This window comes from Streptomyces axinellae (genome assembly GCF_039532135.1).
GTDB classification, from domain to species: Bacteria; Actinomycetota; Actinomycetes; order Streptomycetales; family Streptomycetaceae; genus Streptomyces; species Streptomyces axinellae.
The window spans coordinates 96,067-120,444 of sequence record NZ_BAAARJ010000018.1; the positions used below are offsets into that span (position 1 = coordinate 96,067).

At 69.5% G+C, this 24,378-nt stretch carries 30 protein-coding genes, 1 tRNA gene and 1 pseudogene; 19 read left to right on the forward strand and 13 right to left on the reverse strand.

Going from position 1 to position 24,378, the window contains the following annotated elements; genetic code table 11:
* The first annotated feature begins 133 nt into the window (after nt 1–133).
* From ABD339_RS24920 to ABD339_RS24935, 4 genes are read left to right on the forward strand one after another with little or no spacing between them, the layout of a single operon-like run.
* The gene (locus tag ABD339_RS24920) at nt 134–1,063 is read left to right on the forward strand and encodes a branched-chain amino acid ABC transporter permease (protein WP_344568809.1); all 930 of its coding nucleotides are present in this window, start codon (nt 134–136) and stop codon (nt 1,061–1,063) included.
* 5 nt (nt 1,064–1,068) lie between these two features.
* On the forward strand, nt 1,069–2,904 hold the full coding sequence (locus tag ABD339_RS24925) for a branched-chain amino acid ABC transporter permease (protein WP_344568812.1): 1,836 nt from the start codon (nt 1,069–1,071) through the stop codon (nt 2,902–2,904).
* Nucleotides 2,905–2,910: 6 nt separating this feature from the next.
* Nucleotides 2,911–3,831 (forward strand): ABC transporter ATP-binding protein, encoded by a 921-nt coding sequence (locus ABD339_RS24930; protein WP_344568814.1) that lies wholly within the window; start codon nt 2,911–2,913, stop codon nt 3,829–3,831.
* Nucleotides 3,828–4,544: an ABC transporter ATP-binding protein gene (locus ABD339_RS24935; protein WP_344569030.1), complete on the forward strand. Its 717-nt coding sequence runs from the start codon at nt 3,828–3,830 to the stop codon at nt 4,542–4,544. Before ABD339_RS24930 ends, ABD339_RS24935 begins: the two co-directional genes overlap by 4 nt.
* Before the next feature lie 214 nt (nt 4,545–4,758).
* Here ABD339_RS24935 and ABD339_RS24940 read toward each other — a convergent pair whose 3' ends face one another.
* Nucleotides 4,759–5,397, reverse strand: coding sequence for an ANTAR domain-containing response regulator (locus ABD339_RS24940; protein WP_425576088.1), 639 nt, complete (start codon nt 5,395–5,397; stop codon nt 4,759–4,761).
* A 149-nt stretch (nt 5,398–5,546) separates the two neighbouring features.
* On the opposite strand from ABD339_RS24940, the gene ABD339_RS24945 reads away from it, so the two are divergent.
* From ABD339_RS24945 to ABD339_RS24980, 8 genes are all read left to right on the forward strand, one after another.
* Nucleotides 5,547–5,619 (forward strand) — tRNA-Leu (locus tag ABD339_RS24945).
* Between the two features lie 109 nt (nt 5,620–5,728).
* The gene (locus ABD339_RS24950) at nt 5,729–6,496 is read left to right on the forward strand and encodes a transcriptional regulator (RefSeq protein WP_344568816.1); all 768 of its coding nucleotides are present in this window, start codon (nt 5,729–5,731) and stop codon (nt 6,494–6,496) included.
* A 34-nt stretch (nt 6,497–6,530) separates the two neighbouring features.
* Nucleotides 6,531–9,110 (forward strand): aminopeptidase N, encoded by a 2,580-nt coding sequence (pepN, locus tag ABD339_RS24955; RefSeq protein ID WP_344568817.1) that lies wholly within the window; start codon nt 6,531–6,533, stop codon nt 9,108–9,110.
* A gap of 418 nt (nt 9,111–9,528) precedes the next feature.
* Nucleotides 9,529–11,133 (forward strand): pyridoxal phosphate-dependent decarboxylase family protein, encoded by a 1,605-nt coding sequence (locus tag ABD339_RS24960; RefSeq protein WP_344568818.1) that lies wholly within the window; start codon nt 9,529–9,531, stop codon nt 11,131–11,133.
* 359 nt (nt 11,134–11,492) lie between these two features.
* The gene (locus ABD339_RS24965; RefSeq protein ID WP_344569032.1) at nt 11,493–12,893 is read left to right on the forward strand and encodes a lysine N(6)-hydroxylase/L-ornithine N(5)-oxygenase family protein; all 1,401 of its coding nucleotides are present in this window, start codon (nt 11,493–11,495) and stop codon (nt 12,891–12,893) included.
* The gene (locus ABD339_RS24970; RefSeq protein ID WP_344568819.1) at nt 12,890–13,708 is read left to right on the forward strand and encodes an SIMPL domain-containing protein; all 819 of its coding nucleotides are present in this window, start codon (nt 12,890–12,892) and stop codon (nt 13,706–13,708) included. The genes ABD339_RS24965 and ABD339_RS24970 overlap by 4 nt, the downstream gene beginning before the upstream one ends.
* Before the next feature lie 187 nt (nt 13,709–13,895).
* Nucleotides 13,896–15,323 (forward strand): pyruvate kinase, encoded by a 1,428-nt coding sequence (gene pyk, locus ABD339_RS24975; protein ID WP_344568820.1) that lies wholly within the window; start codon nt 13,896–13,898, stop codon nt 15,321–15,323.
* Between the two features lie 286 nt (nt 15,324–15,609).
* Nucleotides 15,610–16,314 carry a 50S ribosomal protein L11 methyltransferase gene (locus ABD339_RS24980; RefSeq protein ID WP_344568822.1) on the forward strand — a complete coding sequence of 235 codons (705 nt, stop codon included), beginning with the start codon at nt 15,610–15,612 and terminating at the stop codon, nt 16,312–16,314.
* Nucleotides 16,315–16,399: 85 nt separating this feature from the next.
* Here the strand turns inward: ABD339_RS24980 and ABD339_RS24985 are convergent.
* Nucleotides 16,400–16,522, reverse strand: a pseudogene (locus tag ABD339_RS24985) (chorismate mutase); the annotation flags it as partial.
* Nucleotides 16,523–16,997: 475 nt separating this feature from the next.
* Between ABD339_RS24985 and ABD339_RS24990 the strand changes: the two are divergent.
* Genes ABD339_RS24990 through ABD339_RS25005 form a run of 4 tightly spaced genes read left to right on the forward strand, consistent with a single transcriptional unit; the run spans nt 16,998 to nt 18,020 of the window.
* Nucleotides 16,998–17,279, forward strand: a complete 282-nt coding sequence (locus ABD339_RS24990) for a winged helix-turn-helix domain-containing protein (protein WP_344568823.1) — start codon at nt 16,998–17,000, stop codon at nt 17,277–17,279.
* A gap of 9 nt (nt 17,280–17,288) precedes the next feature.
* Nucleotides 17,289–17,471, forward strand: a complete 183-nt coding sequence (locus ABD339_RS24995) for a hypothetical protein (protein ID WP_344568824.1) — start codon at nt 17,289–17,291, stop codon at nt 17,469–17,471.
* A gap of 37 nt (nt 17,472–17,508) precedes the next feature.
* A complete protein-coding gene (locus tag ABD339_RS25000) occupies nt 17,509–17,880 on the forward strand; it encodes a hypothetical protein (protein WP_344568825.1) in 372 nt (123 codons plus the stop codon).
* Nucleotides 17,881–17,897: 17 nt separating this feature from the next.
* Complete coding sequence (locus ABD339_RS25005; RefSeq protein ID WP_344568826.1) at nt 17,898–18,020, forward strand: hypothetical protein; 123 nt, start codon at nt 17,898–17,900, stop codon at nt 18,018–18,020.
* 61 nt (nt 18,021–18,081) lie between these two features.
* Here ABD339_RS25005 and ABD339_RS25010 read toward each other — a convergent pair whose 3' ends face one another.
* From ABD339_RS25010 to ABD339_RS25040, 7 genes are all read right to left on the reverse strand, one after another.
* Nucleotides 18,082–18,237 (reverse strand): hypothetical protein, encoded by a 156-nt coding sequence (locus ABD339_RS25010; protein WP_344568827.1) that lies wholly within the window; start codon nt 18,235–18,237, stop codon nt 18,082–18,084.
* 84 nt (nt 18,238–18,321) lie between these two features.
* Nucleotides 18,322–18,609 (reverse strand): hypothetical protein, encoded by a 288-nt coding sequence (locus ABD339_RS25015; RefSeq protein ID WP_344568828.1) that lies wholly within the window; start codon nt 18,607–18,609, stop codon nt 18,322–18,324.
* A 2-nt stretch (nt 18,610–18,611) separates the two neighbouring features.
* Nucleotides 18,612–19,790, reverse strand: coding sequence for a site-specific integrase (locus ABD339_RS25020; RefSeq protein WP_344568829.1), 1,179 nt, complete (start codon nt 19,788–19,790; stop codon nt 18,612–18,614).
* Nucleotides 19,787–20,275 (reverse strand): hypothetical protein, encoded by a 489-nt coding sequence (locus ABD339_RS25025; protein ID WP_344568831.1) that lies wholly within the window; start codon nt 20,273–20,275, stop codon nt 19,787–19,789. Before ABD339_RS25025 ends, ABD339_RS25020 begins: the two co-directional genes overlap by 4 nt.
* Nucleotides 20,272–20,640: a hypothetical protein gene (locus ABD339_RS25030; RefSeq protein WP_344568833.1), complete on the reverse strand. Its 369-nt coding sequence runs from the start codon at nt 20,638–20,640 to the stop codon at nt 20,272–20,274. The genes ABD339_RS25025 and ABD339_RS25030 overlap by 4 nt, the downstream gene beginning before the upstream one ends.
* Nucleotides 20,641–20,732: 92 nt before the next feature.
* A complete protein-coding gene (locus ABD339_RS25035; protein WP_344568835.1) occupies nt 20,733–21,053 on the reverse strand; it encodes a hypothetical protein in 321 nt (106 codons plus the stop codon).
* A gap of 108 nt (nt 21,054–21,161) precedes the next feature.
* Complete coding sequence (locus ABD339_RS25040; protein ID WP_344568836.1) at nt 21,162–21,362, reverse strand: hypothetical protein; 201 nt, start codon at nt 21,360–21,362, stop codon at nt 21,162–21,164.
* A gap of 93 nt (nt 21,363–21,455) precedes the next feature.
* On the opposite strand from ABD339_RS25040, the gene ABD339_RS25045 reads away from it, so the two are divergent.
* The 3 genes from ABD339_RS25045 to ABD339_RS25055 all read left to right on the forward strand — a co-directional run bounded on the left by ABD339_RS25045 (nt 21,456) and on the right by ABD339_RS25055 (nt 22,871).
* A complete protein-coding gene (locus tag ABD339_RS25045; RefSeq protein WP_344568837.1) occupies nt 21,456–21,680 on the forward strand; it encodes a prevent-host-death family protein in 225 nt (74 codons plus the stop codon).
* Nucleotides 21,681–21,927: 247 nt separating this feature from the next.
* Entirely contained in the window at nt 21,928–22,419 is a 492-nt protein-coding gene (locus ABD339_RS25050) for a hypothetical protein (protein ID WP_344568838.1), read from the forward strand.
* Nucleotides 22,420–22,532: 113 nt separating this feature from the next.
* Nucleotides 22,533–22,871, forward strand: coding sequence for a hypothetical protein (locus ABD339_RS25055; protein ID WP_344568839.1), 339 nt, complete (start codon nt 22,533–22,535; stop codon nt 22,869–22,871).
* 42 nt (nt 22,872–22,913) lie between these two features.
* On the opposite strand, the gene ABD339_RS25060 is transcribed toward ABD339_RS25055, so the two are convergent.
* The 4 genes from ABD339_RS25060 to ABD339_RS25075 are packed head-to-tail and all read right to left on the reverse strand — an operon-like array spanning nt 22,914 to nt 24,357.
* Nucleotides 22,914–23,111: a hypothetical protein gene (locus ABD339_RS25060; RefSeq protein WP_344568840.1), complete on the reverse strand. Its 198-nt coding sequence runs from the start codon at nt 23,109–23,111 to the stop codon at nt 22,914–22,916.
* An 8-nt stretch (nt 23,112–23,119) separates the two neighbouring features.
* The gene (locus ABD339_RS25065) at nt 23,120–23,797 is read right to left on the reverse strand and encodes a collagen-like domain-containing protein (RefSeq protein WP_344568841.1); all 678 of its coding nucleotides are present in this window, start codon (nt 23,795–23,797) and stop codon (nt 23,120–23,122) included.
* Nucleotides 23,794–24,090, reverse strand: coding sequence for a hypothetical protein (locus ABD339_RS25070; RefSeq protein ID WP_344568842.1), 297 nt, complete (start codon nt 24,088–24,090; stop codon nt 23,794–23,796). The genes ABD339_RS25065 and ABD339_RS25070 overlap by 4 nt, the downstream gene beginning before the upstream one ends.
* A gap of 15 nt (nt 24,091–24,105) precedes the next feature.
* Complete coding sequence (locus tag ABD339_RS25075) at nt 24,106–24,357, reverse strand: hypothetical protein (protein ID WP_344568844.1); 252 nt, start codon at nt 24,355–24,357, stop codon at nt 24,106–24,108.
* Nucleotides 24,358–24,378: the final 21 nt, after the last annotated feature.

Consider the following 24,378-nt stretch of genomic DNA (forward strand, 5'->3'; position numbering starts at 1 on the left):
GCCCGCTCCCCCCACCCGTTCCGGCTTCTCACTCCTCCCCCCCACCCGCCCCGCCCCAACCGAACCTCACTGCTGCGCGGGGGCGCCACGGCGCCCCCGCGCAGCCGTATCCGACACACCCGGAGGACACCCGGTGCAAGATCTGCCGGATCAGCTGGCGAACGGCCTCGCACTCGGCGCGTTGTACGGTCTCATCGCGATCGGGTACACGATGGTCTACGGCATCGTCCAGCTCATCAACTTCGCCCACGGCGAGATATTCATGATCGGCGGCTTCGGCGCGCTGACCGCCTACCTGTGGCTGCCCGACGGCACAGGACTCGCCATCGCCCTGCCCCTCATGATCCTGCTCGGCGTCGTGTGCGCCACGCTCGTCGGCGTCGGCGCCGAACGCTTCGCCTACCGGCCGCTGCGCGGCGGACCACGGCTCTCCCCGCTGATCACCGCGATCGGCCTGTCCCTCGCACTCCAGCAAGCCGTCTGGTCCTTCTACCCCGACGCCAAAAAGGCCCGCCCCTTCCCGCAGTTCACCGGCGGGGACTTCGACCTCGGCTTCGTCACCCTCTCCCGCGAGGACCTGTTCATCTACATCTCGGCACCCGTGTGCATGATCGCGCTCGGCGTCTTCGTCGCCAAGACCCGCACCGGGCGCGCCATGCAGGCCACCTCGCAGGACCCCGACACCGCCAAGCTCATGGGCATCAACACCGACCGCATCATCGTCATGGCCTTCGCCATCGGCGCCGCCTTCGCCGCCGTCGCCGCCATCGCGCAGGGCTTCAAAACCGGCGAAGTCAGCTTCCGCATGGGCTTCATCGCAGGGCTCAAAGCCTTCACCGCCGCCGTCCTCGGCGGCATCGGCAACATCTACGGCGCCATGGTCGGCGGACTCGTCCTCGGCGTCGCCGAAGCCATGGCCACCGCCTACATCGGAGACATCCCCGGCATGGAACAGTTCGGCGGCGGATCCTGGAAGGACGTATGGGCCTTCATCCTGCTCATCCTGGTCCTGCTGCTACGACCCCAGGGGCTTCTCGGCGAACGCCTCGCGGATCGGGCGTGATACCCATGACCGACCACCACACCACCGAAGCAGCCACCCCCGCCCCCCACACCACCACCGCGGGCCCTGCGCCCCTCCCCCTCAGCCCCGACCCGTACACCAGCCGCAAGCTCGGCCGGATCCTCGTCGGCGCCGGCGCGATCATCTCCCTCGCCAGCACCATGCTCGCCTGGACCTGGACCGCCGAATTCCCCGGCGACCTCACCGTCGCCTTCTACCCCGCCGGACTCCAGCTCCTCACTCTCGCCGCCTCGATCCTCACCGCCGCCCTCCTGCTGGCCGGCGCCCAGGTACGCGGACTGCGCTGGCTCACCCCCGGCGGCAAGCACAGCGCCCTGCTGCTGATGACGCTCGCCAACCTGGCCGCCACCTGGTACACGGCAGGCGCCATCGCCGTCGAACTCGGCGGCCTCGCCAACTTCGAACCCGGCATGTGGACCGGCATCGCCGGCACCCTCATCGCCCTCGTCGGAGCACTCGCGCTCCCCGCCGACCTGCCGCCCGAACCCTCCCCCACCGGGCAGGGCGGCAACCCGTGGCGCCGACTCGTCCACGCCCTCAAAGCGCCCTCACCCGGAGCCCCCACACCCGTCCCCGGCTGGGCCGAGATCCTGATCATCTGCGCGTCCTGCGCACTGGGCCTCTACGTCTTCGCCTACGGCATCGAAGCCGAGGACGGGCCGCCCTTCATCGGCTTCCTCGTCCTGGTCGCCTTCGCCGCACCCGCCCTGGGCAGGGCCGGGCTGACCCGCCGCCTGTCGGCCATCGCCGCCAAGCACCGCAACGTCACCCTGGCCGCCGCCTTCGTCGCCGCGCTGCTCTTCCCCCTCACCCAGAGCAACGAGGCATACACCAACATCGCGGTCAGCGTGCTGATCTTCGCCACCGTCGCGCTCGGCCTCAACATGGTCGTCGGCCTCGCCGGCATCCTCGACCTCGGCTACGTCGCCTTCCTCGGCGTCGGCGCCTACACCGCGGCCCTGCTCTCCGGCGCCGACACCTCACCGCTGGGCTTCCATGTGCCCTTCTGGGCGGCCGTCCTGATCGGCGCGGCCGTCGCCCTCGTCTTCGGCCTGATCATCGGCTTCCCCTCACTGCGGCTGCACGGCGACTACCTCGCCATCGTCACGCTCGGCTTCGGGGAGATCTTCCGCATCTCCGTACAGAACCTCGACGGCGACTCGGGCCCCAACGTCACCAATGGACCCAACGGCATCCCCAACATCCCCGACCTCGAACTCTTCGGCTTCAACCTCGGCGAAGAACACACCATCCTCGGCTTCGAACTCGGCAGATTCGCCAACTACTACCTGCTGATGCTGCTGTTCACCGCCATCGTCGTCACCATCTTCCGCCGCTCCGACAACTCCCGCATCGGACGCGCCTGGATCGCCATCCGCGAGGACGAGACCGCCGCCCGCGCCATGGGCGTCAACGCCTTCCGGCTCAAACTGATGGCCTTCGCCCTCGGCGCCACCCTGGCCGGCATGGCCGGAACCGTCCTCGCCCACGTCGAGTTCTCCGTCACACCCGAGTCCTACAAGTTCGTCCACACCGCGCCGCCCAACTCCGCCTTCCTCCTCATCGCCGTCATCCTCGGCGGCATGGGCACCGTCACCGGCCCCCTCATCGGCGCGGCCCTGCTCTACCTCATCCCGGCCAAGCTCCAGTTCATGGCCGACTACCAGCTGCTGCTCTTCGGCATCGCGCTCATCCTCCTGATGCGCTTCCGGCCCGAAGGACTCGTCGCCGACCGCCGCAAACAGCTGGAATTCCACGAAACGGGCCAACTCGACGTCCCCACGGCAGCGACCCCCGGCCTCAGCAAGACGGAGGCATGAGAAGAGATGACGACCACCACCACACCCGCGGACACCACCGCACCCGGCGCCGGCCGCGACACCGTGCTCGACGCCTCGGGAGTCACCATGCGCTTCGGCGGTCTCACCGCCGTCCGCGACGTCGGCCTGCACGTACGAGCCGGCGAAATCCTCGGCCTCATCGGCCCCAACGGCGCCGGCAAAACCACCTTCTTCAACTGCCTCACCGGCCTCTACACCCCCACCGAAGGCGTCGTCCGCTACCGGGGCACCGTCCTGCCCCACCGCTCCCACCTCGTCACCCAGGCCGGCATCGCCCGCACCTTCCAGAACATCCGGCTCTTCGCCAACATGACCGTCCTGGAAAACGTCCTCGTCGGCCGCCACACCCGCACCAGCGAGGGCCTCTTCTCCGCACTCCTGCGCGGCCCCCGCTTCCGCCGCGCCGAACGCGAATCCGAAGACCGCGCCATGGACCTGCTCCGCTTCACCGGACTCCAGGACAAACGCGAACACCTCGCACGCAACCTCCCCTACGGCGAACAGCGCAAGCTGGAAATCGCCCGCGCCCTCGCCAGCGAACCCGGACTCCTCCTCCTCGACGAACCCACCGCCGGCATGACCGCGGGCGAGACCACCGCCACCCGCGAACTCGTCCTGGCCATCCGCCAACAAGGCACCGCCGTACTCGTCATCGAGCACGACATGCGCTTCATCTTCAACCTCTGCGACCGCGTCGCCGTCCTCGTCCAAGGAGAAAAACTCATCGAGGGCACGCCCGAGACCGTACAGAACGACGAACGCGTCATCGCCGCCTACCTCGGCACACCCTTCGAAGGCGAACCCGGCGAAGCCGAGGCGGCAGAAGTCCGGGCCGCCGAAGCACACGTCCACGACGAAACACAGGTCCACGACGAGACGCACCCGCGCGAAGGGGACGAGGACTGATGGCCCTGCTCGAAGTCGAGGACCTCCGCGTCGCCTACGGCAAGATCGAAGCCGTCAAAGGCATCACCTTCTCCGTCGAAGCCGGCGAAGTCGTCACCCTCATCGGCACCAACGGCGCAGGCAAGACCACCACCCTGCGCACCCTCTCCGGCCTGCTCAAACCACTCACCGGAAAGATCACCTTCGACGGACAGCCACTCAACGGAGTCGGCGCCCACAAGATCGTCTCCATGGGCCTGGCCCACTCCCCCGAAGGCCGCCGCATCTTCCCCCGGCTCAGCATCGAGGAAAACCTCCAGCTCGGAGCGTTCCTCCGCAAAGACAGCGACGGCGTCACCCGGGACATCCACAGCGCCTACGAACGCTTCCCCATCCTCGGCGAACGCCGCAAACAAGCCGCCGGCACCCTCTCCGGCGGCGAACAGCAGATGCTCGCCATGGGCCGCGCCCTGATGTCCCAGCCCAAACTCCTCATGCTCGACGAACCCTCCATGGGGCTCTCGCCGATCATGATGCAGAAGATCATGTCAACGATCAGCGAGCTGAAGGCACAAGGCACCACCATCCTGCTCGTCGAACAGAACGCCCAGGCCGCACTCGCGCTGGCCGACCACGGCCACGTGATGGAGATCGGCACCATCTCCCTCTCGGGTACCGGCGAAGAACTCCTGCACGACGAGTCGGTACGCAAGGCATACCTCGGGGAGGACTGAGCCGGCATGGGGAACTGAGACAGCGCACGGCGCGGACGGGCACCCGTGGGCCCGCCCGCGCCGTGCACGCCACCCCGTAACGGGGCCCGCGGCCCTCACGGGCCCGGCACCCGCCCCGCCCGAACTCTTCGCCCCACTTGCCCCAGTCGCCCTCCTCGGACCATCGGGACCACTCAGGCCACTGGGACCACCCGGACTGCCCGGACTGCCCGGACTACTTCTCCTTGGACTTCTTGCGCTCCTCGCCATCGGCGATAACCGCCTCGGCGACCTGCTGCATCGAAAGCCGCCGGTCCATCGACGTCTTCTGGATCCAGCGGAACGCCGCCGGCTCCGTCAGCCCGTACTGGGTCTGGAGCACGCTCTTGGCCCGGTCCACCAGCTTGCGCGTCTCCAGCCGCTGGGAGAGATCCGCGACCTCCGACTCCAGCGCCTTCAGCTCCGTGAACCGCGACACCGCCATCTCGATCGCCGGCACCACATCGCTCTTGCTGAACGGCTTCACCAGATACGCCATCGCACCGGCGTCCCGGGCCCGCTCCACCAGCTCGCGCTGGGAGAACGCGGTCAGCATCAGCACCGGCGCGATGCTCTCCTCGGCGATCTTCTCCGCCGCCGAGATGCCATCGAGGACCGGCATCTTCACATCGAGAATGCACAGGTCAGGACGGTGCTCCCGGGCCAGCTCGACGGCAGCCTGCCCGTCCCCGGCCTCGCCGACGACGGTATAGCCCTCCTCCTCCAGCATCTCCTTGAGATCCATGCGGATCAGCGCCTCGTCCTCCGCGATCACAACCCGCGTCGTGGCCGGAGGCACGTGCTCACCACCACTCGTCTCAGCGCCCGCCTCGATGGGCTCGGCGCTCTCTGCACTCTCAGACTCGGGGACGTCCGCGGCGCTCACTGGGCTCCTCGTTTCCGCAAAGGTGGGAGGTACGAGCCTACCCAGGTCCTGTAGAGTGTTGGCGCAGCGGGTGGCCGTACACCTTCGCTCCGAAGGAAGCCCCGGTAGCCCAACGGCAGAGGCGATACTCTCAAACAGTATATAGTGTCGGTTCGAATCCGACCCGGGGCACTTTACCTTCGTTTCCAAGGTCGCAACCGATACGCGCTAGCTTCGCCGTATCGGACGAATGACCCCTGATACCTCTAGTGATCCGCACGGGTCATCGAATCCTGTGCCCATGTACGAGATCGCTACCCGCAAGCGCGTCCTCGCCCTGATCGCCCAGGGGCGCAGCATCAACTCCGTGAGCAAAGAGACAGGCATCTCCCGCTGGGCGCTTCGCTCCTGGCAACAACGGCTGCACCCGCTCGCGCGGAAGAGCGCATGCCCCCGTTGCTCGCCCTCTCCCCGACCGCCGGAAGAGCCCGCCACCTACAGCTACCTGCTGGGCCTCTATCTGGGAGACGGCTGCGTCAGCCGTCTGGCCCGCACCTATACCCTCCGCATCTCCTGCGCGAACGCTTGGCCAGGGCTCATCGACGAGTGTGAGCGCGCGATCCGCGCCGTACGCCCGGGCAACAGCGTCAACCGTGTCCAGGCTCCGGGCTGCGTGGCCGTCACCGCGTACTCCAGCCATTGGCCCTGCCTCTTCCCCCAGCACGGCCCCGGCAAGAAGTACCAGCGCCGGATTGCGCTGGAGCCGTGGCAGCGGGAACTCGTGGACGCCCATCCATGGGAGCTGGTCCGAGGGCTCGTCCACTCCGACGGCTGCCGGATCATCAACTGGACCACGAAGTCGGTTGGCGGGGTCCGGAAGCGCTACGAGTACCCGCGGTACTTCTTCGCCAACAAATCCCACGACATCGCCCGGCTCTACTGCGACACACTCGACACCCTCGGCGTCGGATGGACCAGTAGCCAGAACCGCAAGGGCGCCTACGCCATCTCCGTAGCCCGCAAACACTCCGTCGCGCTCATGGACCGGCACATCGGCCCCAAGAGCTGACGCGTTCATGTGCTGGTGCGGCACCATGGCCCGCATGTCCGTGTTGACGCGCGAGGAAGCGCAGAGCCGAGCTCAGGTTCTCCAGGTGCAGCAGTACGCGGTTGATCTTGATCTGACGCGCGGGGAGGACGTCTTCGGGTCCACGACCGTGGTGCGGTTCGCTGTGCGCGAGGCGGGGGCGGAGGCGTTCGTCGAGGTGCGGCCGGTGACGCTGGTGGCGGCCGAGCTCGACGGGGTGGCGGTGGATCCCGGGGGGTTGCGCGGGGGGCGGCTGCCGTTGCGGGGGCTCGCGGAGGGGGAGCACGAGCTGCGTGTCGTGGCGGAGATGGCGTACTCGCGGGTGGGCGAGGGCATGCACCGGTTCACGGATCCGGAGGATGGCCGCACCTACGTCTACACGATGTGCTGTATGTCGGATGCGCCGCTGGTGTTCGCGTGTTTCGACCAGCCGGATCTGAAGGCGGAGTTCCGGGTGGCGGTGACCGCGCCGGAGGAGTGGACGGTGCTGGGGAACGGGGTGTCGCGGCGGGCGGACGGCGGGCGTTGGGAGTGCGCGGCGACTCCGCCGATCAGTACGTATCTGATGGCGGTGGCGGCGGGGCCGTTCCATTCGGTGCGCACGGAGCACGCGGGGTTGCCGTTCGGGCTGCATGTGCGCAGGTCGCTGGGTGCGTATCTGGAGGCGGATTCGGCGGAGTTGCTGGATGTCACGCGCCGGTGTTTCGACCGGTATCACGAGATTTTCGACGAGCCGTATCCGTTCGACTCCTACGACCAGGCGTTCGTTCCGGAGTTCAATGTGGGCGCGATGGAGAATCCGGGGCTGGTGATGTTCCGGGACGAGTTCATTCACCGTTCGGCGGTCACGGATACCGAGCGGCAGGCCCGGGGCATGGTGATCGCTCATGAGATGGCGCATATGTGGTTCGGCGATCTGGTGACGCTGCGCTGGTGGGACGACATCTGGCTGAACGAGTCGTTCGCCGAGTACATGGGCTTTCAGGTGCTGAGCGAGGCGACGCGGTTCACGGATGCGTGGACGGAGTTCGCGTTGGCGTACAAGAGCTGGGGATATGAGGCGGACGAGCGGTCCTCGACGCATCCGGTGGCACCAGTTCCGGATGATGTGCCGGATACGGCGGCGGCGCGGCAGAATTTCGACGGGATCTCCTATGCCAAGGGGGCTTCTGCGCTGCGTCAGTTGGTGGTGTGGCTGGGTGAGAAGAGTTTCCTGGCGGGGATCAACGAGCATTTCGCGCGGCACCGTTTCGGCAATGCGACGCTGGCCGATTTCCTGGATTCGCTGGCGCGGGCCTCGGAACGGGATGTGCGGGCGTGGGCGGAGAGCTGGCTGCGGACGACGGGTGTGGACACGCTGGTTTCGCGGGTGGGCGAGTCGGCGGAGCGACAGTGGTATGTGGATCTGGAGCATCGGGGCAGCAGGCCGCACCGGCTGGCGTTGGGGCTGTATGACAAGGCACCGGCGGATGAGCGGCGGCTGGTGCTGCGGGAGCGGGTGGAGCGGGATGTGCCGGCCGGGGGTGGCCGGACGCTGGTGACGTTGGCGGGGCCGCGGCCGGATCTGGTGCTGGTCAATGACTTGGATCTGACGTATGCGAAGGTCCGGCTGGACCGGGTGTCGTGGGAGACGCTGACTGCTTCGCTGCCGGGGCTGTCGGGGCTGCCGGGGCAGTTGTCGCGTTCGGTGGTGTGGAACGCGGCGCGGGACATGGTGCGGGACGGTGAGTTGCCGCCCCTGGAGTTTGTGCGGGTGGCGCGGGAGCATCTGCCGTCGGAGTCGGACGGCGCGGTGGTGGCGGGGGTGCTGGCGTTCGCGCGGGCGCAGGTGGCCGACCGTTTTCTGGGGCCGGAGGCGCGGGTGGCGGCGTTGGGGCTGATCTCGAGGTTGTGCGGTGAGGTGCTGGAGCGTACGGGCTCGGGTGGCGGCGCGGGTGTGAATTCGGGTTCGGGTGCGGGTGCGGATGTGGGCGAGGGGGCGGGTGCGGGGCTGCGGTTGACGGCGGTGCGGTATTTCATCGACTCCGCGACGGAGGCCGGGGAGCTGGCGGCGTGGCGTGCGGCGGGTGAGGTGCCGGGTGGGCCTGTGCTGGACGCGGAGTTGGGGTGGCGGCTGTTGTCGCGGTTGTCGGTGCTGGGCGCTGTGGGCGCTGAGGACATCGAGGAGGCGCGGGCCGCGGACCGGAGTGCGACGGGTGAGCAGAGTGCGGCGCGCTGTCTTGCGGCGTTGCCGAGCGCATCGGGCAAGGCGGCGGCGTGGGAGGCGATGTTCGGTCCGGGGGACGCGCTGTCGAACTACCTGTTCACGGCGACGGCGCGGGGGTTCTGGCAGCCGGAGCAGACGGCGCTGCTGGAGGATTATCCGGCGCGCTTCTTCGAGGACGCGGTGCGGGTGGCGGCGCGCCGTGGTGCTTCGCTGGCCGAGTTGGCGGGGCGTTACGCGTTCCCTGTGACGTCGGTGGACGGGGGGACGCTGGCGCGGGGTGAGGCGTTCTTGGCCTCGCGGAGTCCGGAGCCGGCGCTGCGGCGTCGGGTGGCGGACCATCTGGATGATCTGCGGCGGGCGCTGCGGGTGCGGGAGGCGGCCGGGGAGTGAGGCGGGGCGCGGGCCGTCGCGAGTGAGGCGGGTGCGGGGGCGCCATCGCGGGTGAGGCGGGTGGGGGCCGTCTCGCGGGGCGCGGGTGCGGGAAGGTGTCGGGGGTGACGCGCGGCGCTGTTCCTTTGCGGGGCCGGGCTCTTGTCGCGTGGTCAGGCGCGTGCCGCGTCGTCAGGCGCGGCTCTCTCGTCGGCGGATGCGGCTTCCTTATCAGATCGGGCGGGGAGCGCCCGTACCGGAGTACCACCTTCGGGCGAACAAGCCCGGAGTTCGTCCGGGGGCGCGCGACCGGCGAATAGGTTAGGGCCACCTAACTACCCGTGGCCGTACTGGCAGTTCCCTTCCGTCGGGCTGACAGTCCAACTCCTGGTCGTACCGTTCCGGCCGTTCCGGTCGCCGTGCATGAAAGAGCCCGCCCATGTCTGCGTTCGCCGTCGATGATTCCGAGGATGCCGGTTGGCCGGCGGGCGGGGCAGCGGGTCCCGCTGCCTTGCGTCCGCTGCTGGAAACGGTGCTGGACGCGCTTGCCTCGGGTGCCGCCGAGCGTGGAGGTCCGCTTCCCGCCGGCGGTCCGGCGGCGGTCGCCGCGGATGTGCGTACCGCGGTCGGGGCCGTGCTGCCGGAGCGGGGGGCGGGGGCGCATGAGGCGCTGGACGCTCTCGTGGGTGCGATGGCGCGGGGTGCGGCGGATCCGGCTGAGCCGCTGTGCGCCGCGCATCTGCACTGTCCGCCGCTGGCGGTGGCGGCTGCCGCCGATGTGGCCGCCAGTGCGCTGAACCCGTCGATGGACTCGTGGGACCAGGCACCGGCCGCCTCGGAGCTGGAGGGCCTGGTGTGCGGGGAGTTGGGGCGGCTGGTGTATCCGGCTCGGCGTCCCGTCCCGCCGTCGAGGTCCGCCGAGGGGGCCGGGGCGGGTCCGGTTCCGGACGCGCTGGTGACGACGGGCGGTACGGAAGCCAATCAGCTGGCGGTGCTGCTGGCGAGGGAGTGTGCGCGGCAGGCCGGGGCGGGGCGCGCGGTGCGGGTGGTGTGCGGGGCCAACGCGCATCACAGTGTGCACCGTGCGGCGTGGCTGCTGGGGCTGGAGCCGCCGCTGGTGGTGCCGGCGCCGCGGGGGGTGCTGCATCCGGTGGCGCTGGAGGAGGCGCTGGCGGGGCTGGCCGGGGCGCCCGCGCTGGTGGTGGCGACGGCGGGCACGACGGACGCGGGTGATGTGGATCCGCTGCCGGAGATCGGCGCGGTGGTGGCGCGGCATGGTGCGCGCTGGCATGTGGATGCGGCCTATGGGGGGCCGCTGCTGTTCAGTGAGCGGTTGCGGGGCCGGCTGGCGGGGGTGGAGCGGGCGCACAGTGTGACGTTCGACCTGCACAAGCTGGGGTGGCAGCCGGTGGCGGCGGGGTTCTTGGTGGTGCCGGACGGTGCGGCGCTGCGTCCGCTGGATCACCGTGCGGACTATCTCAACGCGGACGACGACACCGAGGCGGGTCTGCCGGATCTGCTGGGGCGTTCGCTGCGGACGACGCGGCGCCCGGATGTGCTGAAGGTGGCGGTGACGCTGCGGGCGCTGGGCCGTTCCGGGGTGGGGGAGCTGGTGGAGCGCACCTGCGAGGTGGCGGGCCGGATGGCGGATCTGGTGGCGGCGCACGGGCGGTTCGAGCTGTTCGCGCGGCCCATGCTCTCGACGGTGCTGTTCCGTCCCGCGCGCGCCGGGGACGCGGTGGTGGCGGCGGTGCGGCGGCGGCTGCTGGAGCGGGGGCTGGCGGTGCTGGGGCGCGCTTCGCTGGGCGACGGGCTGTGGCTGAAGGCGACGCTGTTGAACCCGTGGGTGCGGGAGGCGGAGCTGGCGGCGCTGTTGAAGCTGGTGGAGGAAGTGGCGGACGAGGTGGTGGCCGAGCGTGCGGCGGCGGAGAAAGTGGCCGGCGGGGCGGCGCACGGGGCGGCGGTCTGTGGGGCGTTCGCGGGTGACACGGGTGACGCGGCAGCCGAGGAAGCGGTAGCGGTAGTGGAGGGAACACGCGCGTGAGGGACACGGAAACGGAAGCGGTGGCAGCGGGGCCGGGCGCGGAGCCAGGCGCGGCGGCGGGGCCGGGCACGGAGCCCGACGCGGCGGCGGATCCGGGCGCGGATCCCGGCGCGGCGGCGGATCCGGGCAAGGAGCCCGGCGCGGCGGCAGGACCGGGCGCAGCGGGTCCGGCGGCAGCCGGTCCGGCGACGGTGGCGAGCGCGGCGGCCGGGAGTGCGACGAGCACGGCGGATGGAGGCGTGGCGTACCCGGCGGGTGCGGCGTACTCGTCGGCTGCGGGCGCGGCGAGCACGGGTGCCGGGGGCGCGGCGAGCGGGCCGGAGCGGTCGCCGTCGTCGGGGCCGGGCCCGGTCGGGGGCTTGTCGGGGTCCGGGCCGGTCGGGGGCGAGGAGGAGCCGCTGGATCTGGCGGGGGTGGGCATCGGCCCGTTCAATCTCTCGCTCGCCGCGCTGGGGCAGGGTGTGCCAGGGCTGCGGGCCGCCTTCTACGAGCAGCGGCCGGACTTCCGCTGGCATCCGGGGCTGATGATCGAGGGCGCGACGCTTCAAGTGCCGTTCCTGGCCGATCTGGTGACGCTGGCCGACCCGGCCAACCCGTGGTCGTTCCTGCGGTTCCTACGGGAGCGCGACCGGCTGTTCCCGTTCTATTTCGCGGAGCGGTTCCACATGGAGCGTACGGAGTACGACGCGTATTGCCGGTGGGTGAGCGAGGGGCTGGCGGGGCTGCATTTCGGGCACCAGGTGGACGAGGTGCGCTGGAACGGCGAACGGCGGCTGTTCGAGGTGGACTTCACACAGCTCGACGCGCGGGGCGAGGCGGAGGCGCTGGGAAGGTCGTACGCGCGGAATCTGGTGCTGGGCATCGGTACGGCGCCGCATGTGCCCGAGCCGCTGCGTCCGCTGGCGGAGTCACCGTCGGTGCCGGTGATCCACTCGGCGGAGTACCTGGCGCACCGGGAGCGGCTGTTGGAGGCGCGGCATGTGACGGTGGTGGGGTCGGGGCAGTCGGGTGCCGAGGTGTTCTTGGACCTGTTGCGGCGGCGTCCGCACGGGAGCGAGGGGCTGCACTGGCTGACGCGCAGCGGCGCGTTCGCGCCGATGGAGTACAGCAAGCTGGGCCTGGAGCACTTCACGCCGGATTACACGCGCTATTTCCACGGACTGCCGGAGCGGGTGCGCGACCGGCTGTTGCCGCGGCAGTGGCAGCTGCACAAGGCGGTGGACCACGAGACGCTGGCGGCGGTGCACGAGGAGCTGTACCGCAGGACGCTGGACGGCGGCTGGCCGGACGCGGTGCTGATGCCCGGGGTGCGGGTGCGGACGGCGGGGCGGCTGGGCACCTCGCGGCTGGAGCTGCGCCTGGAGCACGCCGATCAGGAGGAGCACGACCGGCTGGTGACGGATGCCGTGGTGCTGGCGACCGGCTACCGGGAGCGGCCGGCGGACGGGATGCTGGCGGCGCTGGAGCCGTATCTGCACCGGGACTCCTCTCAACGGCTGTGTGTGGACGCGGAGTTCAAGCTGGTGCTGGACAGCACGGTGACGGGCTCGGTGTTCGTGCAGAACGCCGAGCGGCATACGCACGGGGTGGGGGCTCCCGATCTGGGGCTGGCGGCGCATCGCAGTGCGGTGATTTTGAACGCGCTGCGGGGTGAGGAGGTGTATCCGCTGCCGAGGCGTACGGCGTTCACCAGCTTCGGGCTGCGGGAGGCCCGTTCGGGTGCGGGGGCGGCGGGGAGGTCTGCGACAGTGGGCGTATGACGATACCGCCACCGCCGCCACCGCCCCCGTTCATCTCCTCCGGTCCCGATCCCGACTCCGATTCGGGTCCCGACTCCGAGGCGGGGGCAGGGTCCCCGGGGGTCGGGTCGGGGGCCGCGGCGCGGGGCGCGGTTCCCTACGGGACCCCGGAGGCGCCCCGGGTGGCGGTGCGGGGTGAGGCGGTGCTGGAGTTCGACCCGGAGATCGCGCGGGTGTGGGTGACGGTCAGCGCGCGGGGTACGGACCGCCGGACCGCGCTGGAGGATCTGACGCAGCGGAACGCGCGGGCGCTGGAGTTGGTGAGGGGCTACGGCGAGGCGGTCGAGAAGCTGGAGACCGGCACGTTCAGTGTGCAGCCGGAGCTGACGGACAAGGGCCGCAGGGAGCGGGTGCACGCCTATCACGGGCGGGTGCGGCTGACGGCGGTGGTGCGGGACTTCACGGTGCTGGGCGAGCTGACGACGCGGCTGGCGGATCTGGAGCTGACGACCGTGGAGGGGCCGGCGTGGGCGCTGCGGCCGGGTTCGGCCGCGCACCGTACGGCACGGCAGCAGGCGGTGCGGGAGGCGGTGACCCGGGCGCGGGAGTACGCCGGGGCGCTGGGTGCCTCGCTGGTCGCGCTGGTGGAGCTGGCGGATCTGGGGGCGGAGAACAGCGGGGCGCCGCCGATGCCGGCGGCGCCGGGCGGGATGATGCGCTCGGGTTACGGGGGCGGTGCGCCGGAGGTGACGCCGCTCGCGCTGGAGCCGCAGCGGCAGACGGTGCGCGCGCATGTGAACGCCCGCTTCGTGATGAGTCGTCCGGTACTCGACTGAGCGGGCGGCGGGCGGAGTATCCGGGGCGCCTGGGGCGTTCGGGGCGCCGTAGAGGAGATGCCCCGAACGCTCATCAGAGCATATGAGTGCGCACTTTATTAGTTGACCAATGGCCTTTCGCTGAAAGGCGGTTGGCCAATTGGCGGGCAAGGGCGCTCTACGCACGGGTAAGTCGTAGGCTCGGACCATGCGCCGAGCGAAGATCGTCAGCACTCTGGGCCCGTCCACCGACTCGTACGAGCAGATCAAGGTGCTTGTGGAAGCGGGAATGGACGTCGCCCGGCTCAACATGAGTCACGGCACGCACTCGGAACACGAGGAGCGCTACCACCGGGTGCGCGCCGCCTCGGAGGAGACGAAGCGCAGTGTCGGTGTGCTCGCGGACCTTCAAGGCCCGAAGATCCGTCTCGGCCGGTTCCGGGAAGGTCCTGTACTCCTTGAACGGGGCGATGAGTTCTCCATCAGTGTCGAGGAGTGCGAGGGCGACCGCTCGGTCTGCGGCACCACCTACGAGGGCCTGGCGGCGGACGTCACCAAGGGTGAGCGGATCCTGGTGGACGACGGCCGGGTCACCCTGGAGGTGACCGGCGTCGAGGGCGCGCTCGTCCGCACGATCGTCATCGAGGGCGGCATGGTCTCCGACCACAAGGGGCTCAACCTGCCCGGCGTGGCCGTCTCGGTGCCCGCCCTGTCCGAGAAGGACGTGGAGGATCTGCGCTGGGCGCTGCGCACCGGTGCCGACGTCATCGCCCTGTCGTTCGTGCGCAGCGGGCACGACGTCAAGGACGTCCACCGCATCATGGCGGAGGAGGGCCGGCGGCTGCCGGTCATCGCCAAGGTGGAGAAGCCGCAGGCGGTGGACAACCTTGAGTCCATCGTGGACGCCTTCGACGGGATCATGGTCGCGCGCGGCGACCTCGGCGTGGAGATGCCGCTGGAGCAGGTGCCGCTGGTGCAGAAGCGCGCCGTCAAGTTGTGCAGGCGTAACGCCAAACCGGTGATCGTGGCGACGCAGATGCTGGATTCGATGATCGACGCCTCGCGCCCCACCCGCGCCGAAGCCTCGGATGTGGCCAACGCGGTCATGGACGGCACGGACGCGGTGATGCTCTCGGGTGAGACCAGCGTGGGCAAGTACCCCACGGAGACGGTACGGACGATGAGCAGGATCGTCTCGGCGGCCGAGGAGGAGATGCTCGCCAAGGGCCTGCCGCCGCTGACGCAGAGCAGCAAGCCGCGTACCCAGGGTGGGGCCGTGGCGAGGGCGGCGGCGGAGATGGGGGACTTCCTCGGCGCGAAGTATCTCGTCGCCTTCACCCAGTCCGGGGACACGGTGCGGCGGCTCTCGCGCTACCGCTCCCCCATCCCCGTCCTGGCCTTCACCCCCGACCCGGCCACCCGCTCGCAGCTCAATCTGACCTGGGGCGTGGAGGCTTTCCTCGGGCCGATGGTGCAGAGCACCGATGAGATGGTGGACCAGGTCGATGAGCTGCTGCTGAAGCTGGGGCGGTGCGACCGCGGGGACCTCGTGATCATCACGGCGGGCTCCCCGCCCGGCGTCCCGGGCTCGACCAATCTGGTGCGGGTGCACCGCCTGGGCGAGGACGACAGGTAACGGCGCCCGGACGAGGACGACGGGTAGCAGCACCCGGACGAGGACGACGGGCAGCAGCACCCGGACGAGGGCGACGGTAGCGGCGGGCCCCGGAAGCTCGTCGCCGGGCCCGGCTCGCGGGGCCGGGCGACGGCGGGGCGGTCCGGCCGGTTCTGTGTTCGCAAGCCCCCGCTGTCAGGTGATTCGGGCCGGTGTGAGGGTTCACGGTCGCGGGTGTGAGCAGACCCCCACCACAACTTGTCGCGCTGGACGGCATGTTGGCGGTCATCGGTGAGGGGTGGATTTGATGGTGAACGGAGATCCGGGGGCGGCGGCGACTGTCGGTGGGGCCAGTTGGCTCGCGCTGTTGAGGGGAGATGTCACCTACCGGCGGCGCTTCAGTCTGCTGGGGCGGGAGTGGGATCTGTTTCCCGGGGTGTTCTCCCCGATGCAGAGCCACAGCACCGGCTTCTTCAGCCGTGCGGTGCCGCAGCGCGAAGGGGGCACGTTCCTGGATGTCGGCTGCGGCAGCGGAGTCATGGCCGTGGAGGCGGCGCTGGCCGGGTGCCGGAAGGTACTGGCCGTCGATCTGGACACCGCGGCGGTGGACAACACCCTGCACAACGCCCGCCTCCACGGGGCGGAAGCCGTCAGCGCGCAGGTCAGCGACTGCTTCGCGGACATTCCCCCACAGCTGCGCTTCGATACGGTCTTCTGGAGCCTGCCGTATGCCGCGGTTCCGGCCGACGACCCCTCCGCGCTGGACACCGGGGCCCACACCATCTGCGACGTCGGGCACCGCTGCCTGCGGGCCTACCTCAGCGGGGTAGGCGGCCGGCTCGCCCCCGGCGGCCGGGCGTTCCTCGGCTTCTCGGACATGGGGGACCACGCGGCGCTGGTCCACACCGCCGAGGAAAACGGATGGAGCCCCCGACTGCTCGCGGCGTCCTCCGGCGAGCCCAACCCGAACATCGAACACCACCTGTACGAGTTGATCAGCATGCGCCGCTGAGGGCTGCCGCCAGGTCCGGTGCCGGGCCGGGCGTGGCCTCGCCCAAGGGAACGCCATGCGTCAGGGGAGGTCCGCCGCCGACGCCTCAGGAGGTTTCGTCCGCTTCTCCGCCGCCGGCAGAGCCCGTCTGTGCGATCTGTTCGTGGTGTCTGATGACCTCGGCGATGATGAAGTTGAGGAGCTTCTCCGCGAACGCGGGATCCAGCTCTTGACCTGCCTTGCGGCAGCATCTGTGCAGTTCATGGGGCCATGTGGTCGGTTTCGTTCCGCATCGCATCCTGACTCCCTACGGTCTGCATACACTCTCGCTACACGTTGCCTTCGAGGTCGGGGCTCCCGAATATCTCCCAAATGATCTAGAGGGACTCCCAGCTCAGGGCAGGTGACACAGCGGCGCGCCCCCACCGGTCTATGGCCGGTGGGGGCGCTCCGTGCCGGGACCATCTCGGGGGGCCACCACGAGTGGTACCCGGCACGATTGCCGGGTGGGCAGTCCGCGCGTAGCAAGCCACGCCCACCACGTCTGCACATACATCTGCAATTACGTGGGGGTAGACCAACGGGGTTCCCCGCACGGAGCGTTCTGAACCACGCACAAGTGGTGCGCTCTATAGAGCTCCATGCAGCTCCAAGGGGCTACCCATAGGTTTACGCAGCTCAGAGGGGCTCTACCTTGTGACAGCATGGGAGATGATCTTGGTGGGCGGGTTGACCCCAGCCTGCCGGTCTACGTGTACGTCCAGGTGGCCAACGACATTGCGTGTCGAATCGATGACGGCACGCTGCAGCCTGGTGCGCGTCTCCCCGCTGAGCGGGACCTGGCCGAGGAGTACGGCATCGCCTATGGCACCGCCCGCCGCGTCGTCGAGGAACTTCGCGACCGTGGGATGGTGATAACCCTCCCTGGCAAGGGGACCTACATCCAGGCCCCGCAACCCGGCTCGACTGACAGTGGCCCCGAATAGACTCCGGGCATGACCACGCCATCGGGGGCCGGGGGTTGCGAGCGGTGCCAGTCGGCTGTCGCCGCGAACGAGGCGATCCGCCGGTTCGTAGCCGGCCGCACCGTATGGCCTCCGGAGGCTCTCGCCGAGCTGGACCAGCTACGTGCCGCATGGCGGGCAGCGGTCGCGCGGGAGATGGTCGAGGCGGCGTGACCCGGGATTGTCAGAGCCCGGTCGTAGGCTCGCGGGCATGGCATCTGTGATTGATCCCGAGAGACATGCTGACCTGATCCGCCTCCAGCGCGCCGTCTTCCGGGCGGACGCCGAGCTGTACGCCTACGAGGGCGAGGATGCGGGACCGCTGCGGGAGGCGATGCGGCAGGCCGCCGCCATCAAGGACACGGCGCTCCGGGGCGCGGAGGGGAGAACCTCTACCCGGCTGATCAGGTGCAGGCAGCTCACGCCTCCCGCCCAGGCCAGGGGCACCGCACTGACCTCGCACGATAGTCCCGAGATGCGCCCGCGCCCGCCGTGTCGCACGGTGGGCGTATGGCTGCTGTCGTCGTGCACCCGCCCGACGCTGAGGGCGGCCGGCGCGTCGTCGCCCGCGGCCGGATCCTAGGCGTCGCCTACAACGCCATGGACGTCCTCGACCTCCTGGAGACCGTCGGCCTCGACCGGGCGGACGTCCGTCTCGACGACGCGGACCTCATCGACTGGCGCGGCGGCGGCTCATATGAATGGACACCCGGCAGCGGGTAGCCTCACACAACGGTGCCCCCGGTAGGTCGAATACCGGGGGCACCGTGCTGAGCGAGTGCGGTCAGGCTTTCTGCGCCTCCTGCCATTCGATCCGCAGGGTACGCATCTCATCGGCCAGCTTGTCGTAGCGAGCGCGGGCCCGGTTCAGGGTCTGCCGGGCGTCCTCCATGTCGGAGGACAGACGCCGACGCCTGTCCTCGTATTCCTCACGGGTCATGGTCGCTTCTCCTCTTCTTCGGTGTTGAGTCTGGCGGCGAGTTTCACGGCGAGGCTGTAGGCGGGGTGGTCGTCGCAGTGCGGGTTACTCGGCGGGGGCCACGGTTACTGTTGCGCAGACTGCGGGCCTGCCGTCGTCCAGCGAGTCGTAGCTGACCTCGACGTCCTCTACGAGGACGGGCACCCCGTGGATCCGGATTCGCTGGCCGGCTGTGGGGATGTGCAGGTAGCCGTCGGCGCGGAACTCGGCGAGTGCCTGGTTCGACGCCGCGAATTCGATGGCGTGCGGGATGGGGCCGTCCTGCTGGAGCTTGTCGCGCTCGCTCTCGACGTCGATGATCTCTTGGAGGCTGTCAGGTAGCTGTGCCGTCACGGTCACTTCTCCTCTTCTGGGCTGGTTGGCCGTGCGAGCTTGAGCCACGGATTCTCGCCGCGGTTCTGGGCCCGGTCGAGGTACTCCCGCTTCACGACAGCTGAGCCGGGTTTCCATCTTCCTTGCTTGGTGGGGTCTCCTCCAGAGTCGGAGATGGCGCGGGCTCCGCCTCGGCGCAGCCCGTGGGCGGTGATCTTCTCCCAGCCGGGCAGGCCGGCTTGACGGGCACGCCCTCGTACCCAGCTGTTGATGGCGTCGCCGGTGAGGTGGTCGCCACGGTCGGTCGCGCGCACCCGGTTTTGGAGTCGGCCTTCGCGGGTGAGGGCGCGGAAGAACGCCCCGTTGTGGACGTCGAGACGGTGGAGGACGCCGAGCCAGGCCCGCGTCGCGTGTACGGGGTCGATGTCCTCGTCGTCCCAGGCGGGGATGAACGTCTCCTCGCCCTTGGCTTCTTGGTCGGTCTTGGAGGCGGCGAACCAGAGGGCGATGCCGTCGGATTCGACGGTGACGTTGCCGATGGTGAGGTCGGCGAGTTCGATGCGGCGGTTGAGGGCGCCGCGGCCGAGGAGGAGGACGGCGCGGTCGCGCACGCCGATGGGGTGCACAGGGTCGCAGGTGGCGACCATGGCACGCAGCATGTCGTCGGTGATGGCGGGGGCTTTCTTCACGCCGACGCGGCGGCCCCACTCCTTCTTGTACTCGTTGAGCATGCCGCGTGCTTCTTGGGTGCCGGGCTTCTTGTCGTCGGGCATCCAGGTGCGGATCGCGGACATGGCGACGCTGATGGCGTTCGGGGAGCGGCCGGTGTCGATGAGGTGGGCGACGTACTCGACGAATGTGGCGGTGGTGCAGGGTCGGTGGACGCGGCCATGCTCGGCGCACCAGCGCTGGAACATGCCGCGCTGAGACCGGTAGTTCTTGTCGGTGTTCTTCGGCTTGGACTTCTCGGCGAGCCGCTTGGCCGTGGACTCGCTGACGTACAGGTCGCGTTCGGTGTACGTCGGCTGGTCGGTTTCGGTGGGGAGGTCCTGGCCGGGGATGAGGATGGTGTGCTGGTCGACGACGACGCGGGAGTCCGGTGTCCACCGGCCGTGGGTGACTGTCTCGTCGGGGCGTGGGGCGGGGAGGTGGCCGTCGTCTACCAGCTCGGCGTCAACCACCTCCTCGAATTCGTCGCTCACGGCCTGACGAGGGCGTAGCCGGTCCGGCGCTTGGCCCCGGTCTTCGTGGTGTCGGTCGAGTGAAGGTCGCTCACCAGGATCTGCCTCCATCGCAGTCCCGTGTCGGCGTCCACGATGTGCGCACGCCTGTCGCCCGGCATGTAGTCGGTGACCCGGATACGGCGGTCGTCGTCCCGCGGGTCACACGAGCGGTAGATCTGGTCGATCTGGATGGTCACCGGAACCCCCCTCAGGTTGGCTTGTATAAGGGAAATTATACGTGGGTACCCACGGTAATGCCCGTCATCCGGAGGAAGTTGGAGACGCCGTTCCGCAACGACGAAGGGCCCCACTCCGGTGGAGTGGGGCCCGCGATACTGCATGTGGGGGCGGATGGCGTCGAGGTGCTTCTCGGCAGCCTCTTCCATGGCGGCAAGGACGGCGAGCGTCGCAGCGTCGTAGACGGCGGGGGTGACGTCCCGTTGCTGGGGGACGAGGTCGGTCACGTGGTCTCCTGCCCGTCGGGGGCCTCGGCTGCCAGACGGCGCAGGAGCTCGGCGCCGTCCATGACTCCGCCGTTCCAGGCGTCGCGGTACGTGTCGTAGCCGTAGTCGTTGCTGTCCGTGTCGTAGTCCATGCGGCCGAGCTCGTCGGCGGCCTCCAGCAGCGTGGCGGCCCGGGTGGTGGTCGTGTCCTCGGACCCGGCAGGCGCGGCGGCCAGCGCAGCTTGAATCTGGTCACGCAACTCGCAGCCCGCGCAGCCGAGGTTCGCGGAGAGGTTGTCGTGCCGAGCCACGCTGCCGTGCAGGGCGGACAGCAGGGCTTCGGCGCGCTTCAGGAGGTCGAGGGCGGCGGAGGCTGGTTCAGTCATGGTCAACTCCGGGTTCGGCGTGTGAAAGTTGGGATGTCGCCCCCGCTGTCTGCTTCTGCGGGGGCGTGCTGCTGGTCACGGTTCGGATGAGGTCAGTAGCCGGCCCGATAGCAGCCGTTGCGCCGCAACCGCTTCGCCAACTCGGCCCCAGCCGTGGATGCCGAGGCGTCGGCGGCCTGAGTCCAGTCGGTCAGATTCGCGACCGCGGAGGCTCCAGCCAGGGCGTTCTCCTCGCTCATGGCGACAGCGACGGCGAGGCCGGTGTGGTGTCCGATACGCCACCGGTACAGGTCGCCCGGGTTGACGGTGTCAGGGAGTTTGTAGACGTACAGGCCGGGACTCGCCTCGGTGGCCTGAACGGGGATGCGGCCTTCCGATCGCATGATTCGGATGGCGTGCGTGGTGTCTGTCATGGGGTTCCTCCGTGGGAAAGCGCGGTCTGGTCGGTCATGTCAAGTCCTGACGTCGGGGTACGGGCTGGTGGGTGAATGTCTGCAGCGAGGGCCCTCGCGGGCGACAGGTCAACGCGCGGCAGGCGGGGCACTCGGGCCGTACAGGAACCGGAAGAGGGCCTGTTGAAGGTCGACGAGATCCAAGCCGCCGGTGATCTTCGGGTAGCCGTGGGATTCGAGGACATCGGCCACGTCCTTCGCGAAGCCAAAGGTGAACCGCGGGTCGTCGTCGGGAGCGGGGCTGATGGGGTACTGACGCTCGGCGGTCATTGAGGTCTCCGTTCAGGCGTCGAGGGCGTCTCCTTCACCAGAATGTACACGCCGTCTTTATGTACATCAAGACGGGATGGTAATCTCGCCTCTATGGACCCCAACGTTGAGGATCAGCCGATTGCGGTCGCCCGCGCCAACATCTCCAAGCTGCACAATGCCGTGCAGCTACTCCGGCGCGTCTACTTCCTCACCAGTCGTGGCACCCGCGAGGCGGCCGTCGTCCCCGTCGACCTCGGCGAGTTGATCCAGCGAGTCGGCGGGCCAGACAGCGCTGTCGCGATCCTCAAGGCGCACTTGGACGACGTCACCCCGTAGGGTTCGGAGCGTCAGCGAGAGTCGGACAATCACCCCAAATAACGCCCGCGATATTGCATGTTATCGGGGGTGGCCGCCCCCAAGTGGCCGCGCATCACAAGACGTTATGCGCTACCACCCACTGACGGGTGCACGCGCATACCCCTCCCTGGAGAAGGACGAGCCCCATCGGTCAATACCTTGACCAGTCAAAGCGTTGACCACTAGAGTGGGGGTCTCGAAACGGAGCCAACCCAGGAGGATCACCATGCGTTTCCACCACACCATCGAGGTCACAGACAACGCCGAGGACCCGATCTGGCACACCGAAATCGAGGGCGAGGACGTCGAGGAGTACAACGGCACCTCCACTCAGTACGGTCGCGAGGTCCTGGAGAACTGGCTCATCGACCAGGCCAACAACCTCGACGCGGGCTCCCTCACGGTCACCGACGAATACGGCAACCCCTACTACCGGGTGGCCGTCCGCTTCGCCGGCAACCCCGACGAGCAAGACAACCCGATCGCCACCGTGGGGTCCGACGAACCGGACACGGACACGCCCGCCGAACTCGACGCCGTGGACGCTGCGAGGGACGCCAAGCTGTACGCCAAGTACCTTGACCGCTCCGCCGACGACCAGCTCGAAGAGGCGCTAATGACTGCCCGCGAGTCCGGCCATGGCTCCAACGAACTGGCTCGCCGGGTAGCACCGGCAGTATCCCGCCCGATCGCCCTCCGCTTGATGCAAGCGCACTGACCACACACGACGAAATGCCCCCGCCGCCCGTGATGGGCGGCGGGGGCGTTGTCATGCCGTCTCGACTGGCGGCGGCAGGGCTCGTTGATGCGTTTTGTTGGCACACTGGGTCTATGGGCGAAGACCGCTACTTGCTTCTGGTGCTCGCAGCTGACGGCGACGACTACGTGGACTGGTGCCGCCGGACCGGCCGAGTCCCACTCGACGGCACAAACGCATGGGCCATCTCCAGCGACACGGGAGATGGCCTCACGACCCGGCGTACCTTTCAAGTGACCGACCGGTGGCGGGAGAACCGAGCCAATCGACGCATCCTTGAGCGGTTCCGCGCCCCCCTGCCCTTCGACACCACCGTGCGGTACGGCGACGAGAACGGGCCGTGGCCAGAGGAACGGGTGCCAGACCTCTCCTGGCCGTCAACATGGCGACGGCTCCTGCACCGCGCCGCCTGAGAGCGACGAAGCGCCCCGCCGCCCGGAGGCAGCGGGGCGTTGTCATGCCGCCTCGTCCGGCGGCTCGGGGGCGGGTGCCTCGACGGCCGGTTCGAGGAATGGGTTCGCACTCGGCGGTGGTGGCGGCTCGGGGGACGGCTCGGGCGGCGGTTCCACCCAGCCCATATCCACCTGTGAGCCGAGGTCGGCGCCCGCAGGGTCGGGGCGGGGTGTGACGGGGCGCGGCGGCTGGTCGGGCATAGGGCCTCCTACGGGTAGGTGCGGCGGCTCGGGTCGAGCGCGGCTTGGGGTTTTGTGTCGCTGGGTTCGGGCCCGCCACCGGATGGTGCGCAGCTGTAGGCCGTGGACCCATCCGAGCTGGGCGTGCACGTGTAGGTGACGCCGCTGTACGTGAACGTCCACGACGAGGGCGGCGGTCCTGCTGGGCCGCGGTCGCCCTGCGGGCCTTGTTCGCCGCGGGGCCCGGACTCGCCGAGCTCCCCCTTGGGTCCGGGTGGTCCGGCGTCGCCCTGGGCGCCGTCCTTCCCGGCGGCCCCGGTGTCGCCCTTGGGGCCGGACTTCCCCGCAGCGCCGTCTCGGCCGGTGGCCCCCGGTTTCCCGCTCTGGCCGCGGGCGCCGTCCTTCCCGGTGGGTCCCGGGGTGCCCTTGTCGCCGACCGGCCCACGGGGGCCCTGCGGCCCGGTCTTCGTTTCGCCGGGGTCGCCTCGGCTTCCTGGTGGTCCGGCGACGGGTTTCCCTCCCAGGTGCTGGACTTGCCGGGCGAGCGCGTCCCGCGCCTTGTTGGAGTCGTGCAGCTCGGAGTTGAGGCCCTGCACCATCAGCACGATCCACGCGAAGGCGCCACCGAGGGCGACCGCGCAGAGGACTGCCAGAAGGTCGCCGCGCCGCCAGCGCCGTTCTTCTTGCCGGAGGCGGGTGCGTGTCATGACCCGCCCCCTTGTACGAGCAGGACCACGACGGGCAGGAGGATCCCGATGAGCGGCACGATGACGGCGCCGACGAGCCAGCGGCGGGTGGCGACGATCCGTTCGGCGTCCTTCTCCCGCAGGGTCTCCAGCGTCGCCACACGATGCGAGAGGGCTTCATGCCGCAGGTCGTAGACCTCTTGGGACACTTTGGTGTCGATGCGGTCGCCCAGTTGCTTGATGTCGTCGCGGACGTCAGTGAGCCGATCCTCGAACCGGCGGACGATCTCCCCGAGGGTCGGCTCATCGGTCATGGTGGCCCCTCGGGGTTAAACCCGCGGCGCCGTGGAGGCGGACTGGGGGTTGCCGATGCCCTTGGCGAGGAGCCCCTTCACGAGGGACACGGCGGCGGCTATCCCTGCGGCGCCGACGGTCTCCCAGAAGGAGGCGGAGAACATGTCGGCGGGTCCGGCGGCTACTGCGACACCGGCGGCGGTGACGACGAACGTCGCAAGGACCCGTTCGGCGAGGTCGAGGACGTAGGTGCGGGCGGTCTTGAGGAGGCTGGGGGTGTCGGTCATGCGGAGAATCCTTCTGAGAGA

What these genes read in the sequence shown, in the direction of transcription:
- ABD339_RS24925 (WP_344568812.1), top strand. Translation starts at nt 1,069, where the DNA reads ATGACCGACCACCACACCACCGAAGCAGCCACCCCCGCCCCCCACACC.
- ABD339_RS24930 (WP_344568814.1), top strand. Translation starts at nt 2,911, where the DNA reads ATGACGACCACCACCACACCCGCGGACACCACCGCACCCGGCGCCGGC.
- ABD339_RS24950 (WP_344568816.1), top strand. Translation starts at nt 5,729, where the DNA reads ATGTACGAGATCGCTACCCGCAAGCGCGTCCTCGCCCTGATCGCCCAG.
- pepN (WP_344568817.1), top strand. Translation starts at nt 6,531, where the DNA reads ATGTCCGTGTTGACGCGCGAGGAAGCGCAGAGCCGAGCTCAGGTTCTC.
- ABD339_RS24960 (WP_344568818.1), top strand. Translation starts at nt 9,529, where the DNA reads ATGTCTGCGTTCGCCGTCGATGATTCCGAGGATGCCGGTTGGCCGGCG.
- ABD339_RS24970 (WP_344568819.1), top strand. Translation starts at nt 12,890, where the DNA reads ATGACGATACCGCCACCGCCGCCACCGCCCCCGTTCATCTCCTCCGGT.
- pyk (WP_344568820.1), top strand. Translation starts at nt 13,896, where the DNA reads ATGCGCCGAGCGAAGATCGTCAGCACTCTGGGCCCGTCCACCGACTCG.
- ABD339_RS24980 (WP_344568822.1), top strand. Translation starts at nt 15,610, where the DNA reads ATGGTGAACGGAGATCCGGGGGCGGCGGCGACTGTCGGTGGGGCCAGT.
- ABD339_RS24990 (WP_344568823.1), top strand. Translation starts at nt 16,998, where the DNA reads ATGGGAGATGATCTTGGTGGGCGGGTTGACCCCAGCCTGCCGGTCTAC.
- ABD339_RS24995 (WP_344568824.1), top strand. Translation starts at nt 17,289, where the DNA reads ATGACCACGCCATCGGGGGCCGGGGGTTGCGAGCGGTGCCAGTCGGCT.
- ABD339_RS25000 (WP_344568825.1), top strand. Translation starts at nt 17,509, where the DNA reads ATGGCATCTGTGATTGATCCCGAGAGACATGCTGACCTGATCCGCCTC.
- ABD339_RS25005 (WP_344568826.1), top strand. Translation starts at nt 17,898, where the DNA reads ATGGACGTCCTCGACCTCCTGGAGACCGTCGGCCTCGACCGGGCGGAC.
- ABD339_RS25010 (WP_344568827.1), bottom strand. Translation starts at nt 18,237, where the DNA reads ATGACCCGTGAGGAATACGAGGACAGGCGTCGGCGTCTGTCCTCCGAC.
- ABD339_RS25030 (WP_344568833.1), bottom strand. Translation starts at nt 20,640, where the DNA reads ATGACTGAACCAGCCTCCGCCGCCCTCGACCTCCTGAAGCGCGCCGAA.
- ABD339_RS25035 (WP_344568835.1), bottom strand. Translation starts at nt 21,053, where the DNA reads ATGACAGACACCACGCACGCCATCCGAATCATGCGATCGGAAGGCCGC.
- ABD339_RS25040 (WP_344568836.1), bottom strand. Translation starts at nt 21,362, where the DNA reads ATGACCGCCGAGCGTCAGTACCCCATCAGCCCCGCTCCCGACGACGAC.
- ABD339_RS25045 (WP_344568837.1), top strand. Translation starts at nt 21,456, where the DNA reads ATGGACCCCAACGTTGAGGATCAGCCGATTGCGGTCGCCCGCGCCAAC.
- ABD339_RS25050 (WP_344568838.1), top strand. Translation starts at nt 21,928, where the DNA reads ATGCGTTTCCACCACACCATCGAGGTCACAGACAACGCCGAGGACCCG.
- ABD339_RS25055 (WP_344568839.1), top strand. Translation starts at nt 22,533, where the DNA reads ATGGGCGAAGACCGCTACTTGCTTCTGGTGCTCGCAGCTGACGGCGAC.
- ABD339_RS25060 (WP_344568840.1), bottom strand. Translation starts at nt 23,111, where the DNA reads ATGCCCGACCAGCCGCCGCGCCCCGTCACACCCCGCCCCGACCCTGCG.
- ABD339_RS25065 (WP_344568841.1), bottom strand. Translation starts at nt 23,797, where the DNA reads ATGACACGCACCCGCCTCCGGCAAGAAGAACGGCGCTGGCGGCGCGGC.
- ABD339_RS25070 (WP_344568842.1), bottom strand. Translation starts at nt 24,090, where the DNA reads ATGACCGATGAGCCGACCCTCGGGGAGATCGTCCGCCGGTTCGAGGAT.
- ABD339_RS25075 (WP_344568844.1), bottom strand. Translation starts at nt 24,357, where the DNA reads ATGACCGACACCCCCAGCCTCCTCAAGACCGCCCGCACCTACGTCCTC.